Annotated in this window: 10 protein-coding genes; 1 reads left to right on the top strand and 9 read right to left on the bottom strand. The window is 65.2% G+C overall.

What is annotated here, in order from left to right; all coding sequences use genetic code 11:
* Positions 1 to 30 precede the first annotated feature (30 nt).
* The gene (locus B7Z66_02985) at positions 31 to 807 is read right to left on the bottom strand and encodes a hypothetical protein (GenBank protein ID OYV77697.1); all 777 of its coding nucleotides are present in this window, start codon (positions 805 to 807) and stop codon (positions 31 to 33) included.
* 154 nt (positions 808 to 961) lie between these two features.
* Positions 962 to 2,068, bottom strand: coding sequence for a hypothetical protein (locus tag B7Z66_02980; protein ID OYV77696.1), 1,107 nt, complete (start codon positions 2,066 to 2,068; stop codon positions 962 to 964).
* 259 nt (positions 2,069 to 2,327) lie between these two features.
* On the opposite strand from B7Z66_02980, the gene B7Z66_02975 reads away from it, so the two are divergent.
* Positions 2,328 to 2,966 (top strand): hypothetical protein, encoded by a 639-nt coding sequence (locus B7Z66_02975; protein OYV77695.1) that lies wholly within the window; start codon positions 2,328 to 2,330, stop codon positions 2,964 to 2,966.
* A gap of 236 nt (positions 2,967 to 3,202) precedes the next feature.
* Here the strand turns inward: B7Z66_02975 and B7Z66_02970 are convergent, their stop codons facing one another.
* The 7 genes from B7Z66_02970 to B7Z66_02940 all read right to left on the bottom strand — a co-directional run bounded on the left by B7Z66_02970 (position 3,203) and on the right by B7Z66_02940 (position 14,178).
* Positions 3,203 to 5,602: a glycosyl hydrolase gene (locus B7Z66_02970; GenBank protein ID OYV77694.1), complete on the bottom strand. Its 2,400-nt coding sequence runs from the start codon at positions 5,600 to 5,602 to the stop codon at positions 3,203 to 3,205.
* Positions 5,599 to 6,234 (bottom strand): hypothetical protein, encoded by a 636-nt coding sequence (locus B7Z66_02965; GenBank protein ID OYV77693.1) that lies wholly within the window; start codon positions 6,232 to 6,234, stop codon positions 5,599 to 5,601. The genes B7Z66_02970 and B7Z66_02965 overlap by 4 nt, the downstream gene beginning before the upstream one ends.
* A 24-nt stretch (positions 6,235 to 6,258) precedes the next feature.
* Positions 6,259 to 7,782 (bottom strand): glucose-6-phosphate dehydrogenase, encoded by a 1,524-nt coding sequence (locus tag B7Z66_02960; protein OYV77692.1) that lies wholly within the window; start codon positions 7,780 to 7,782, stop codon positions 6,259 to 6,261.
* A 60-nt stretch (positions 7,783 to 7,842) separates the two neighbouring features.
* On the bottom strand, positions 7,843 to 8,985 hold the full coding sequence (locus B7Z66_02955; protein ID OYV77691.1) for a transaldolase: 1,143 nt from the start codon (positions 8,983 to 8,985) through the stop codon (positions 7,843 to 7,845).
* A gap of 219 nt (positions 8,986 to 9,204) precedes the next feature.
* Positions 9,205 to 10,632, bottom strand: coding sequence for a hypothetical protein (locus B7Z66_02950; protein OYV77690.1), 1,428 nt, complete (start codon positions 10,630 to 10,632; stop codon positions 9,205 to 9,207).
* A 386-nt stretch (positions 10,633 to 11,018) separates the two neighbouring features.
* The gene (locus B7Z66_02945; GenBank protein OYV77689.1) at positions 11,019 to 12,413 is read right to left on the bottom strand and encodes a sigma-54-dependent Fis family transcriptional regulator; all 1,395 of its coding nucleotides are present in this window, start codon (positions 12,411 to 12,413) and stop codon (positions 11,019 to 11,021) included.
* Entirely contained in the window at positions 12,406 to 14,178 is a 1,773-nt protein-coding gene (locus B7Z66_02940; protein OYV77688.1) for a hypothetical protein, read from the bottom strand. Before B7Z66_02940 ends, B7Z66_02945 begins: the two co-directional genes overlap by 8 nt.
* Positions 14,179 to 14,593 lie beyond the last annotated feature (415 nt).

The raw sequence follows: 14,593 nt of genomic DNA, 5'->3' as shown, positions 1-14,593 counted from the left end.
GTGCCGGGTAGACGTTCGTGGGTGCGAGGGCTAATGTTCCACCAGATCCTGATAGGCATGCCAACTGGCGTGGCCGATCAGGGGCAGGGTGATCACCAAGCCGAGATAGGCGGTCAGCAGTCCGATAGTGGTCAACCCCAGGATGAGTCCCGCCCAGATTGCCATCAAGCCCGGGTTCTGTTGCACCGCGCGCACGCTGGTTACGATGGCGGTGACCACGTCGGTTTCCCGATCGAGCAACATGGGGATGGAGATGGCGGTGAAGGAGAATACCAACGCCGCAAATACCGCACCTACCGTGCCGCCTATCGCCAGGAACAGCAGGTTGCCTCCCGACAGAAATACCTCGCTGTAGAAGCCTTGCCAATTGCTGATGGCGTGACGGTAGAACAGGGCGAAGATAAGGTTCGCCACGAGCAGCCAAGTCAGCAGAAAAACCAGCAGGGTTATCCCCATGAAGCTGATCTGGCTGCGATTGACCGACCATGCGCCGAGGGCGGAACCCAGGGTGGGGTGCCGTCCGAGGCGCAGGCGGCGGCTGACGTCGTAGAGCCCGACCGCGAGTATCGGGCCGAGCAGCACGAAGCTGAAGGCCACCGGGACCAGCCAGGGTAAGAGATGGGTGGACGCGAGCCCGAGGGTGAGGACCGCACCCATCAGCGCGAAGATCAACCCGTAGGTCAGGCTGACCTGGGGTGCACTGCGCAGATCCCGCCAGCCGGCGGCCAGCCACGCCCGCGGTCGATCCAGTGGACGCAGGCGGATGCGGGGGATCTCTAGTCCGCTCGAATACGCAGCATGGGCCATTGCATGCCTCCCTCGTCGTTGCCCGTGGTTCCGCGTAACCACGGTCGTTATTCTGGCCCCGGACCCGTCATCCCGGTGTATGCCGCGGCACGCCCGGTCCGGTGTCGCCCTACTACAAGTCTAGTCCATCCGTACCTCGACAGCCGAGAGCGGATCAGCCGCGGAGCCAATGCAGCAAGTCCTCGCGGGCCTCAGCGAGGCCTTTGTAGGCGAGGGCCGCCGGCGCCATGGAGGTGATGGCGGCGGCCAGCCGCCGGCGCTGGGCCGGGTCGTCGCGCAGATCGGCGCAGGGGACGAAGTAGGTCCGAATCGTGAACAGGGTGGCTTCGACCTGGGGTAGGCCCCACACCACTTGGCGTTCCACCCGCAGGTACCAGGGGCGGGCCGCAGGCCGGAATCGTCGTCCGCGCCAACGCAACGGATCGCGGCCCGGCGGCGGATCCGGGTGATGGTTGAGGCGTCGGTCCGCAGCGAGGCCCCAGGCGAAGCGCACATACGGACCGCGCTCCACCATGTCGCGCACCAGGGCAGGGACACTCCGGTGGATACGTTCCATGCCGGGTACCGGCTGGTGCACCATCGGAAATGACTTGCCTAGCTTTTCCCGGGGTGACCAATGGTTGGGAAAGCAGGCATGCAGCGCCGCTACGCGATCCGCCCCTCCGGCTTCGCACTGGACCACCGCCAGGTCCTCCTGGACCTGGCAGGCCAAGGCATCCAGCGCGTCGGCATAACCCGGGGTGACGGGTTTCTCCGCAGAGCGTTCCAGCGCCCCGTCCTCCCGGAACCCCAGGGTCTCACCGGTCAGGGCGCAGACCAGCGTCTGTCCGGGTCCCGCCGGGCCTTGCCGATGAAACCACTCGGGGTAGTCCGCGCACAGCCGTTGACGCAGCAGTTCGGCGACCGCGCGGGCCACTGGCTCCCGGAGTCCCGATACCCCGTAATACTTGCCCAATGCTTCCGAGCGCGCTGCGAGTTTTGCGCTCCGATAACGCGGAAACTCCCGGTCCAGTTGACACAGAAACCGGTCGGCCGCGCCGTTGCCGAGTTCGGTGCCGAACCGGACGTAGCCCACCTTGACCTCGTAGCGCCCGCTGTCCCAGGGGGAATAGCGCGCCGGTGCTGCGAGCGGGAGCGGACAGGTGCGGCGGTCAGAGGGCATGATGGAACAGACCCGGCGGTGCGTGGATCCGCCTACTCTAACCGGACGGCCGGCCACGGGCCAACGTCCTGGCGTGGTACGGCGGGTGCCGGGCGGCATACTTGCGGGTGTAGTGCGGATTGGGAGTCGCTTCGGTGCCGATCCTGCGCCGCGCCCTGGATGCGTCGTCCGGGGGGTGCGGCCGCGCGTATACTAACGGGTACCTCGGGACACCTGCCTTCCGGTCGGCGGTTCCGTCACCTTTGGGCGGTGTGCCAAGGTCGGGGAGATGCAATCAACCGTAGTGGCCGAGGCGCAACAACGGCGCCGTTATCACTCGCGGTCGTTGTGGCGTTGGTAACGACGTGCGCGCGGCTCGATGGTGAATCTGATGGGGGTACCCGAAATGGATGATCCAGGGCTACGCGACCTGCATGACCAGGGAGCGGACACAGACCCGGCACAGAGCGTCTCCCGGCGGCGCTTCCTGCGGCTTTGTGCGGGTGCCGCAGCGATGGGTACTGCGCTGCTGGCGGGAGCGCCCGCGTTTGGACGCGTATCGGAGATCGGGGAACGGACACTCGTCTTCGACAACCTGCACACCGGAGAGAAGCTGCGCGCGGTCTACTGGGGGGACGGTGCCTACCGGCCCGGTGCGATGAAAGAGATTGATTGGATCCTGCGGGACTTCCGTACTGCGCAGACCATCGCCATCCATCCGCGCCTGCTGGACGTGCTGCATCTATTGCAGCACAAGGTCGGCGCGCGAGGTCCCTTCCAGGTGGTATCCGCTTACCGATCGCCGGCTACCAATGCGATGTTGCGTCGTTACAGCGCTGGGGTGGCGAAACACAGTCTGCACATGGAAGGTAAAGCGATCGACCTCCGGCTTGCGGGCTGCGGTTTGGATCATCTGCATCGCGCCGCCCTGGCCTTGCACGCAGGGGGCGTTGGATATTATCCCGCCTCTGATTTTATTCACATCGACGTGGGCCGGCCGCGCCGCTGGCACGGTTGAGCCCGGACGTGCCGAGGCGGCTAACACCCTGACCCTGGTCCCGCGGCGGCGCATTTCTTCTCGGCCGCCTAGGCCTGTTACTGATCGAATAACGTAGCAAGCCGGCATTCCGGTCCGGGGGTCCGGCTGCTTTTGAAGGAAGCGGGGTCGCGCGCGGCTGGTAACACCTGCGTCGTACGCCAAGGCGGAACAAAGAAACCGCTGTCAGGTTTATTCGTTCCGCCTTGGTAACACGATCAGCGCGGTGGCGTGGTGCCGCTGCCGTCGGTGACATCCACTTCATAGTCGTGATCGGCCCACTGGCCGCCACGGACATCGCGCAGGGTGAACTGGACCCGCTGACCTGGCTGCAGGGCGCGGGTGTCGAGCTCCGCGGTGTACAGCCCCAGCCCGGTGTCCCGCGCGAGGGTGTCCTGTATGTCCCCCCAACCGTCGACACCCCAATGCACGGATACCGGGTTCGCCGCGCAGACCCACAGCCGCGTCCCGGCGGGCAGGGTGCGGATCGGTGCCTGGGGAAGCCAGATGGCGAATTCCACCGCCGGTCGCCGGCCCTGATAACGCTCCCACACGTCGGCGGGGCGGTCGATGGGGTATCCGAGTTCGCGCGAGCGGACCAGTTTGATGAACTCGGCATGGGCCCAGACCAAGGGCATCGCCGAGCCGCTGGGGCGCCCGAGTTCCAGGTTGTGGGCCGCGAGGGGTAGGGTATCCCAGACCTGCTCCGGGATCATGCCACCGGTCCCCGCCATCGCGGCCATGGCCTCCAGGTAGGGACGCGGGTCGCGTCCCGCCGCGAGTGCATAATGCCCCCGTTCGCCGGTGAGCAGGGGCCAGCCGCGTCCGCGGCCGGTGCCGTTGAAGGCGGATCCATCCACATGTTCGCCGTAGCCGTCGCCAGTGTAACGGTGCCACACCGGGCCCACCGGGGTGTCGACCTTGAGTATCCCGTCCACCACGGTCAAGGTGTCCCGAACCAACGTATCGTCCGCCTGCCGCAGACCGAAACGCACCAATTGGAGAAAATCGACGCCGACCTGTTCCTCCGCGGCGAGACCGGGATCGTGTATGCGGTTCTTGATGGGCAGGACATGGTGCAGCGCGTCCTTGTCGGCCAGCGTCTGTATAGGGGCTTCCCGTATATAGTAGCCATGCACCCCGAAGCGCCGTGCCAGCGGCGTATCGTAGGCCGCTGTCCACGCCTCGATCTGCGTGTTCCAGTAGTCGGCCAGCGCGAGGGCGAATGCGCGGGCGGCCGGCTCCAGGAACCGGGCGCCCGCCACCAGCGCCGCGATGCACGCCGCGAGGGTGAAGGCGTTGACTCCGGCGTCTTCCTCCCAGCGGTCCTGGTCGCTGGCGGGACCGGTGCGGGCGAGGAAGCTCAGGGCGCGCCGCACCATGTCTTCCGCCTCGATGCCTTCCAGCAGCCCGCGTTCGGCGAGGTTCGCGGCCAGCAGTACCGGAAACGCGGCCTCGTCGAGCTGCACACCTTGCCAGTACGGTTTTCCGCCCAGCCACTGGTTCTGGTACCAGTGGCCGTCGTCGCACTGGGTCGCGATCAGGTAGCGCAGCACGTCGCGTGCTTCGCGTTCGGCGCCCAGCGCCACCAAGGCCTCTGCGGATTCCACCAAGTCGCGGGGCCAGACTAAATGATAGCCACCGACCTCGTCCCGGGTATTGCCCCAGGGGACGCTGAGGCTGGCCACCATGGCCCCTGGGTAGATGCGATCCTGATGAGTGCGCAGGACCATGGCTGAGGCCAGAAACTCGGCGCGCAAGTGCTCCGCCAAGTCCTCGGGGATTGCACAGCAGATCCCGCAATGGGCGTGCCAGGCCTCCCAGCGTGCGACGTGATCGTTCCAAACGCTGTCGAAGGTCTGTAGCAGCGCGGAGATGGCGAGGGTCGCGGCAGATTGCTTGCTGCTGCCCAGGGCCAGGGCGAGTACCGCGTGGCGCGGCAGTTCGCCAGTGAGCGCCACGTTGCCGGGGCCCGCGGCGGCGTATTCCCAGCGCATGGTTCCGTTGGCGGAAAAGTCCTGCCAGCCGTCGCTCACGCCCACGTAGCCGGCGCCGGCGCGGCCCCATGCGTCGCGCTGGTGCGGATCCGCCGCCGCCAGGGCGAGGCCGAAGGGTCCGTGTTCAGCCCATAGCATGCGGCGCCCGCGGTACTGTGCCACCGCCGCCATGTTGTCGTGCCCGGTGCCGCCCAAATGCGGCGCGAGCAACGCGTAGGGCCGCAGGTTCTCATCCCCTTCCAGCGTTACTTCGATCAGCAGTACGTCGCGGCGCGGGTCGGGGGCGATGCGCAGGATCAGCTCGAACCGTTCGTGGCGATGTACGATCCGCAACGCTGGAATCCCCGGACCGGGAAGCTCGATCGTGTGCGTTCCGAGGCGTTTGACCTCCACCCAGAAGCCGTGGCCGTCACCGACGACGAAGCCGAGATCGCGGATCTGTGGGATGTCGACGCGCGGATAATAGACCTCATTGAGAATCCCGCCACCGACGCTGAACCACAGGCGGGCGTCTCCCAGGGCACACCCCACCGCCTCCTTGGCGCTGCTGCACCAAGTAGGTGACAGACCGGGCGCGCCGGGCGCGTCCGTGGAGGAAGAGCCGTTCACAACTGCACTCATAGTTTAGCCACTCCTGTCTTGCGACGCTGGAACAGGTAGAACACCAGTCCAGTTACCGCGACCAGACCGGCCGCGATCGCGTAGGGTTCGACCAGCTTGAGCCATAGCAGCGACGTTTCCATATTTTGGCCCAGGCGGTAGACGCCGAATCCCCAGGCGCCCACCCACAGGGCTGCACCCAGGGCATTGTAGAAGAAAAACCGCCACCAGGGCATGCCGCCGATCCCGGCGATGATCCCGTTCAGTTGCCGGAGCACCTCGAAGAAACGTGCCACTACCACGAGGCCGCCGCCATGACGCTGGAAGAAGTGCTCCACCCGCTCGACGTGGTGTTCGCGGATACCCACACGCCGCCCATGGTGCAGCACCAGTCGCCGCCCGCCGAATCGGCCGATGGCGTAGCCGATGTTATCCCCGAGTACCGCCGCGCCCCAGGCGGTGGGCAGCAGCACGGCGATGTTCATTTGACCCTGGGAGGCCAGCAGCGCGCCGGCGATCAGCAACGGCTCCCCGGGGGAAGGAATTCCGAAGTCCTCCAGCAGGATCCCTGCGAACACCGCCCCGTAGCCGTACTGGCTGAGATAGGGTTGCGCCAGGGCCAGGTAACCGTGGATGAGCGAACTGCTGGTCATGTGGACCGCGGCCGCGGGCCGGATTCAGGCCTCGCTGCGACGCCCTCCAAGGGTGGGGGTCAGCCAACTGATACCGTCCCGGGCCACCAGAGCCTCGGCCGCGGCCGGGCCCCAGGAACCGGAGGCGTAATTGGGAAAGTCCGCCGTCGGGTTCTCCCGCCAAGCCGCCAGCACCGGCATCAGCAGTCGCCACGCGGCCTGTACCTGGTCGGCGCGCATGAACAGCGTGGCGTCGCTGATCATCACGTCCCGGAGCAGGGTCTCGTAGGCATGAGGCGACTCGGTCCGGAAGGACTCGCGGTAGCTGAAGCGCATGTCCACCGGCCGCAGGCGCAGCAGGGAGCCGGGCTCCTTGGCCATGAATTTCAGCACCACGCCTTCCTCCGGCTGGATCTGGATCACCAGCCGCGCCGGCTGAGCGTTAAGCCCCGCGGACGCTGGAAAGGCCCGGTGCGGCACATCCCGGAAACGGATGGAGATCTCTGAGACCTGGGCCGTCATGCGCTTGCCGGTGCGCAGATAGAACGGAACGTCTTGCCACCGCCAGTTGTCCACGTACAGTTTGAGGGCGGCAAAGGTCTCGGTATTGGATTCCGGATCCACCCCGGGTTCCTCACGGTAGGCCGGCACCTCCTGGCCGCCGATCCAACCGCGCCCGTACTGGCCGCGGACCGCGAACGTCGATACCGCATCCTGCGGGATCGGGCGCAGGGCGCGCAACACGTCCATCTTCTTGCCGCGGATGTCGTCGGCGTCGTAGGCCACCGGGGGTTCCATCGCCACCAGGCACAGGAGCTGAAGCAGGTGATTCTGGACCATATCGCGCAAGGCGCCGGCATGTTCGTAGTAGCCACCGCGGTGTTCCACGCCCAGGGTCTCCGCCACGGTGATGGCCACGTGGTCAATGTAGCGGCGGTCCCAGATCGGCTCGAAGATCGAGTTGGCGAAGCGTAGTGCCAGGATATTCTGCACCGTTTCTTTGCCGAGGTAATGGTCGATGCGGAAGATCTGGCGCTCGTCGAACCCATCGCTCAATGCATGATTGATCTCGCAGAACGAGTCCAGGTCATGGCCCAGGGGTTTCTCCACCACGATCCGCGACCGGTCCCGGTCCCGGGACAAGTCCGCTGCGGCCAGTCCACGGGAGATGGGCCCGAACAACGCGGGCGGGGTCGCCATGTAGAACACCGTTTCCGCGGCGCCGTCCCATTGCCGCCCCTGTTCCTCCAGCACTTCCCGCAACTTTGCATAGCCCGCCGCGTCGGTGGCATCGGCCTGAAAATACCGGATGCCGGCCGCGAATGCCCGCCAGGACTCCTCCGGCGGGTTCCCACGCCGGGAATAAGCCGCTACCCCCTGGCGGTAGGCCTCCGCGAGCGCGCCGTCATCGGAGTCCCCCCGGTCCACTCCCAGGAGGACGAAGCGCTCCGGCAGGTGGCGGTCCAAAAACAGATTGAACAATGCCGGGACGATTAGGCGCCGGGCCAAGTCACCGCTCGCGCCGAATAGCACGAACCGGGTGTTGCGTTTGTGTACGTCGGTTTCCACCGCATGCTCCTGGGGTCGCGTCCGTATTCCAATGGCTGTTGCGCGGAACGATCCGTGCCCTCAGGCCCGCTGGGCGCGCGCCGCGTGGCGCAACCCGTCCAGGGTCTTCAGCAGTTGCTGGAACGGACCCACGAACTTGTCGACCCCCTCGTCCTCCAATTCCTGGTCGATCTGATGGAGGTGGATGCCCAATTCGCTGAGGCGCTTCAGGTTCCCCGGGGCCTGCGCCGCGGTGTGTGTGAGCCGCGCGGCCGGGTCCCCGTGGTCGCGGTAAGCGTCCAGGGTTTCCACAGGCACCGTGTTGACCGTCTGTGCCCCGATCAGGCCCTCCACGTACATGGTGTCATGGTAACTCGGGTCCTTGGCGCTGGTGCTGGCCCACAGCAGGCGCTGGGGTACTGCGCCCTGCTTTTCCAGCGCATGCCAGCGTGGTGTATCGAAGAGTTCCTGAAACCGGTGATAGGCCATCCCGGCGGATGCGAGCGCAGTGCCGCCACGCAGTTCCCGTGCCGTGCGCGCGCGCTCCGGGTCCGGGCCGTCCTTGATCTTATCCAGCAGCGGATCCACCTTCACATCAATCCGGCTGAGGAAAAAGCTCGCCACCGACGCGACGTGATCCACCGGGTTTCCGTCCTTTACCCGGGCCTCGAGGCCCGCCATATAGGCGCCCACCACCTCTACGTAGCGGCCCACCGAGAACAGAAGGGTCACGTTCACGTTGAGGCCGGCATGGATGAGTTCGCGGATTGCCGGCAGCCCTTCGGGCGTGGCCGGTACCTTGATCATGACGTTGGGACGGTCCAATTCGCCCCACAGATGGTGCGCCTCCCGGATTGTGGCCGCGGTGTCGTGGGCCAACAGGGGTGAGACTTCCAAGCTTACGTAACCGTCGGCGCCAGCGGTCGCATCGAAGACCGGCCGGAACAGATCCGCGGCATCCCGTACATCCTCGAGCGCGAGATGTTCATAAATCATCTCGGTGGGGACGTTTTCACGCGCCATCTTGTCGATGGCCGGGCGGTAGTGGTCGGTGTGGGCGATCGCCTTCTCGAAGATCGCCGGGTTGGAGGTCATGCCGGCGACACCGTCTTCCTGAATCCACCGTTTTAGGGTCCCATCCTTTAGAATGCGGCGCTCGATGTAATCCAGCCAGATGCTCTGACCGTGGCCTTTGAGCCTGATCAAGGGGTTCTCGGTGGTCATGATGGCCTCCTTTCGTTGGAATGTTTCCCTCGTCTGCAAGGTGGATGCCCCGGGCGGCGGTCAGCCACTGGGTACCCACCGTCGAATAGTGTACGGTGGAAGCCGACGCAGCGGGGATACTCCCCCACTATAGCCGAGTGGACCCGGACGCCGGGCCCACTCGGGTGTCGAAAGCGGCGGGTGGCCCGGGGGCCGCCCGCCGGGAGGATACAACCCCGGTCAGTGGGGCATCGTCAGCGCCAGGAACAGCGTGTTGCCGTTTCGCCAGACCAACATGGGTACCGGCTTGCCCTTGGGGAGCTTGTCCACGATATGGGTAAGTTGGGCGGCGTTGTGTATCTCATGGTGATCGATCATCAGGATCACATCACCCGGATGCACACCGGCGTGGGCAGCGGGCCCTTCGGCCACTTCCTTGACCAGCACCCCCTGGTCACCGACGCCGATCTTCTTGCGCTGCGCCTTGTTCAGGTCGCTGACCACGATCTTGAGTCGGCCCTGATGCAGGGGCGTGCTCGGCGCGGCGAGGCTTGCGAGCTTCGCGTTCTTCGGGAGTTGGGCGATTTTCACATGCACGATCATGTCATGGCGGTCGCGCAGGATTTTTACCGCTACCGTCTTGTCGATCGGTGTGACGCCCACCAACGGGGGCAGGTGCGCGGAGTCCACCACCTGGGTCCCGTTGTAGGACAGGATGATGTCTCCGGGCTTGAGTCCCGCCGCCTTGGCCGGGCTATGCGGCATGACCTCGGTGACCAGCGCGCCGATCGGGCGATTCAGTCCAAAGGACTCGGCTAACTGTTCGGTGACCGGCTGGATCATGACGCCAAGCCAGCCGCGGCTCACGAAGCCCTTGGTCTCGAGCTGCTTCGCGACGTTCATCGCGACGTCGATCGGAATCGCGAAGGACAGCCCCATGTAACCACCGGTATTGGTGTAGATCTGGGAATTGATCCCCACCACGTCGCCATCCATGTCGATCAACGGTCCGCCGGAGTTGCCCGGGTTGACTGGCACATCGGTCTGGATGAACGGCACATAGATGTCGCTGGGAAGATTGCGGCCCAGCGCGCTGACGATCCCGTGGGTGGCGGTATACTGCAGACCGAAGGGTGAGCCGATTGCCAGCACCCATTGTCCTACCTGCAGCTTGCTGGAATCGCCGATCTTTACGGTGGGAAGGTCATGGGCGTCGATCTTCAGCACGGCAACGTCGGAGAGCTTGTCGGCTCCGATAACCTTGGCGGGCAACTCGCGGTGGTTTGCGAGGCTCACGACTATGCTCGCGGCGTTCGCCACTACGTGCGCCGCGGTCAAGATGTATCCGTTGGGGGAGATAATGAACCCGGAACCCAGGGATTTCTCCTGGAATTCGCGTGGCTGGTTCGGCATATCGCCGAAGAACCGTTTGAAGAATTCGTTGAACGGGCTGTTGTCCGGGAACTGCGGGACGAATTGCTGATCGTCCGACGAACTCTCCTTCGCCGGTTTCATCGTATTGCTGATGTTCACTACCGCGGCCTGGTTTTCTTTTACCAGTTTGATGAAGTTGGGCAGAGTGCCCGCCTGCGCGCTGTTGAGCCCCGTGAACAGCAGCAGAAGCATCACGCTCGTGCTTACCCAGCTTTTCAATGCTCCGTTCGTCATCGATCACCTCGTTTGAATTGAATTGCAGGCCGGCAGCCTGCCGGGCGCAGAATGGATGAGCCGCAGCGCCGGTCGCCGGCGCCGGTTTGGCGAGGGTTTCCGTGGATCATGGAACGCGGATAGCGTCTCATTGTCCACCCTTCCCGCTGGCATGGCCCTGGATATCTATGTGTCAGCATGAGTGTCAGCATGAACCATGCCAGGCCTGGATCAATTTGATATCCATGTTATTTCCCGTCCCGTCCTGGGGCGGGACAAGGGTTCGGTGGGGTTTCCAACCCGGGTGTAGTGCCCCGTCGGGTTGTTTTGACCCATTAGACGCGTGGTGGTTCCAGTGGTCCATAACCGGGGGGGTTGTTTCCCGCGCTGCCCCGGATCCGGCGCGCTCACCCGGCGGAGGGCCGCAGGCCGTATTTCTGGATACGGTAACGTAGCGTCTCGCGGGTCGTGCCCAGGGCCCGCGCCGCGGCCGTCACGTTGAAACGGCTGCGTTCCAGCGCGGTCTGGATGATGTAGCGGTCCATGTCATCCAAGGCCATGCTCCCGTCCAGCGGCAGGCACAGGCGGTCTCCCTCCACCCCGGGCGCACTATGACCGGCGCCGGGACCGTGTGCCAGTTGCAGCCATTGTACCGGGAACAGCTCCCCCTCCGAGAACAATACACCCCGTTCCACCACGTTGCGCAACTCACGCACGTTGCCGGGCCAGTCGTGGGTGCGCAGCGGTCCCCATACCACGTCGGGGATGACCTTCACCGCCTTCCCGGCCTTGGCATTGTATTCGGCAACGAACAGCGGTGCCAAGTCGTCCAGATCCTGCTTGCGTTCCCGCAGCGGCGGCAAGTGGAGCCGGAAGACGCTGAGGCGATGGTAGAGGTCGCTGCGGAACGTCCCTTCCTCTATCCGGGATTCCAGGTCCCGATTGCTGGCCGCAATGATCTGGACCTCTACCTGGATCTCCCGCTCTGCCCCGAGGCGCCGGAAGCGGCGATCTTCGATGGCCTTGAGCAACTTGGCCTGCAGATCCAGATCCATCTCGCCGATCTCGTCGAGGAATAGGGTACCGCCATGGGCCTGTTCCAGCAGGCCGCGACGGCGCGCCCGGGCGCCGGTAAAGGCGCCGGCCTCATGGCCGAACAATTCGGATTCCAGGAGCTCGCGCGGGAGTGCGGCGCAGTTGAGCTCGATCAGGGGGCCTTCCGCCCGTGTGCCACTGTGGTGCAGGATGCGTGCGGCAAGTCCCTTCCCGGTACCGGTCTCTCCGGTGATGATCAGGGCGCTGAACGGAACCTGTGTCAACTTGGCGAGCATGTCCCGCACCGTCTGGGCGGCTGGGCTGCTACCGATGAAGGTGTCGGGCGTGAACTGGCGGATGCGCACCGCGGCCTCGTCGCGCAGCCGGCGTTGGGCGCGGGCGCTGCGGGCTGCGCCCGCGATGACCATGTCCAGGCGTTCCTGTTCGCAGGGTTTCTCCAGAAAGTCGAAGGCCCCGAGACGCAGGGCACGTACCGAATCCGGGACGCTGCCGTAACCGGTCAGGAAGATCCATTCGCCGCCGATACCACGCCCGCGCAGCTTCTCAAGGAGGTCGAGGGTATTGCCGTCCGGAAGACTCATGTCGGACAGGACCACCAGCACGTCCAGTCCGTTGTCCAGGAACGCGTGCTCCGCCTTGGACAGGGAGTTGGCGGTGAATACGTCCCAACCCTGACGCCGGTAATGGCGGCTCAGCTCGGTCGCCAGCAGCGTTTCGTCCTCGATCACCAGCAACGTATCAGCCATGATGGGACTCCTTGCAGGGTAGCCACAGGGTTACACAGGCCCCATGGGGTTCCCGGTCTGCCAATTCCAGCCGCCCGCCCAGGTCGGCGGCGAAGCGCCGCACCATGGCGAGGCCGAGGCCGGTTCCGTGCTCGCGTCCGGTAGCAAACGGACGTATCCCGTTGTCCAGCAGTTCCTTCGGAAAACCCGGCCCATCGTCGACGACGGTGAGCTGCACCTCTGCGCCGTTGCGCAGCGCGCTCACGCGGATCATGCCAGATCGTTCGCCCAGGGCGTCGGCGGCGTTCAGGACCAGGTTCAGGACGGCTTGGCGCAGTCCGGCCTCCGGCAGCGAGCAGCGCAACGGCGCCGCCACCGTGGACTCCAGCCGGATCTGCACCGGGATCTGGTAGCGGGCGAGGGCGAGCAGTTCGTCCACCACCGGCGCCAGCTGCAGGTCCCGGGCGGGTTCCGGGGCCTGCCGCGCCTGGCTCAGCAGATCGTTGAGCAGCCGCGTGAGGCGTTTCAGCTCGGCGATGACCAGATCGATCCGTTCGGCGTTCTCCGGGTCCGCTACGTCCCGGCGCAGGTTGCCGAGCGCCATCTGGATCCCTGCCAGGGGATTGCGCAGCTCGTGGGCCAGACCCGCGGCGAGTTCGCCGACCGCCGCGAGCCGCTCGGTACCGGCCAGATTGCGCTGCTGTTCCAGGAGGGTGCGGGCCGCGGCGCGCACCTCGTTTTCCAGACCCAGCTGGCGTGTTTTATGGGCCTGCTCCAGTTCCGCCAGCCGGGTGACCATCTGGTTGTAGTTGTCGAACAGCGGACGCAACATGGGCGCCACGTGGGTGGTGGGTGCCGAGCTGTAATCCTGCTGGGCCAGCATCGTCATCAGGAACTGCAGATCATTGAGCGGGAGCAGGATACGTCGGCGCAGGAAATACAGCGCGAGCAGAATCAGCGCCGGGAACGCCACCGCGACGGCGCTGACCACTTCGAATTCGATGGCGGCGTCCCGGTGTACTCGGGTCAACAACGCATTGTGGGCACGGCTCTCCGCAGACAGGATGGCACGCATCAGGCCGAGGGCGGCCAGCGATGTGGACGGCGGTTGCGCGTCGAGATTGGCCAGCAAGCCGCGGATCCGGCGTAGTCGGCTGGGAGTCCGGGGGGAGAGTTGATTGTTCCGGGCCAGAATCGCATCTACCTCGGCACGCAATTTCCGCACTAGGCCGGGATCCGTCGGTCGTGCACTGGTGAGCCGATTTACTAGGAGCTGTTGCAGATCCAAGGCCGCTTCCTGCACGTGGTCCATCAGCAACAGGTGGTCATGGACCGGCTCCAATCGTTGCAGGCTGCGCCACGACAGGCTCACCAACAGACCCAGGGCGACCGCCAGTAATGCAGCGGTCACCAACGCCGGCAACCACACCGAACGGAACAGCAGGTCTTTCATGGATTGGGGATCGATCTGAGGGCCGCTCATGGCATTAGACCGACGTTGCGCGGACGTTGCAACGGGCCGTCCGGGGTGCCCGTGATCCCGGGCCCGATGGCCCGCCCCGGGAGCGGTGCGGCGGCTGATCCGCGGCGCCGGTCTGGCTGACCGGGCGCGTTGCAAGCACCGGGGGTTCCCCGGGCCGAAGTCCGCCAGTACCGTTGCCGTGCGGCCCGCGGCCCTGCGCATGCAGGGTGGTTCACCGAGCGTCTTCCCTTCCATGGCCGGGTACGTGACCGGCTCGCAGCGGCCGGCGCCCGATGCCGGGTGGGCCAGCAAACCCCGTGCCATTCCAATAACTCTAATTTTAATAATTAGTTATATGACAGTGATGGCGATGTGACACGCGCAAGGATGGGCAATAACCACCAGCACCGGTGGATATGCCCCAGCCAAGCTGGCGTGAAAGCGGGTCATGGCGGGCTGGTGGCCATGCGTGGTGGGCGAGGCTGAGGCGCGTGGTTGGCGCGCCCCGGGCGCTCGTTGTCTTTGATCATCACGTAGTCCTCGCCCACTACCGGGAGCTTGAAGACCCGCGCCGCCTGACCGCGGCTTGAGCGAAGCGTAACGTCGACGCCGCGTTGGCTCTGCTTGGCGATGATCTGCCCGAGATTCGGAATTTGCGATGAATTGATGCGAAAATGTCAATATTAAGTTCTGTATTGTAACGAATGTGCAGGATCATGCCGGCGTTCCAACGCCCTGC

It is taken from the genome of Chromatiales bacterium 21-64-14 (assembly GCA_002255365.1).
Classification (GTDB): Bacteria; Pseudomonadota; Gammaproteobacteria; order 21-64-14; family 21-64-14; genus 21-64-14.
Note: the sequence above shows the minus strand (reverse complement) of the source record. Positions and strands in the feature narration are given on the sequence as shown.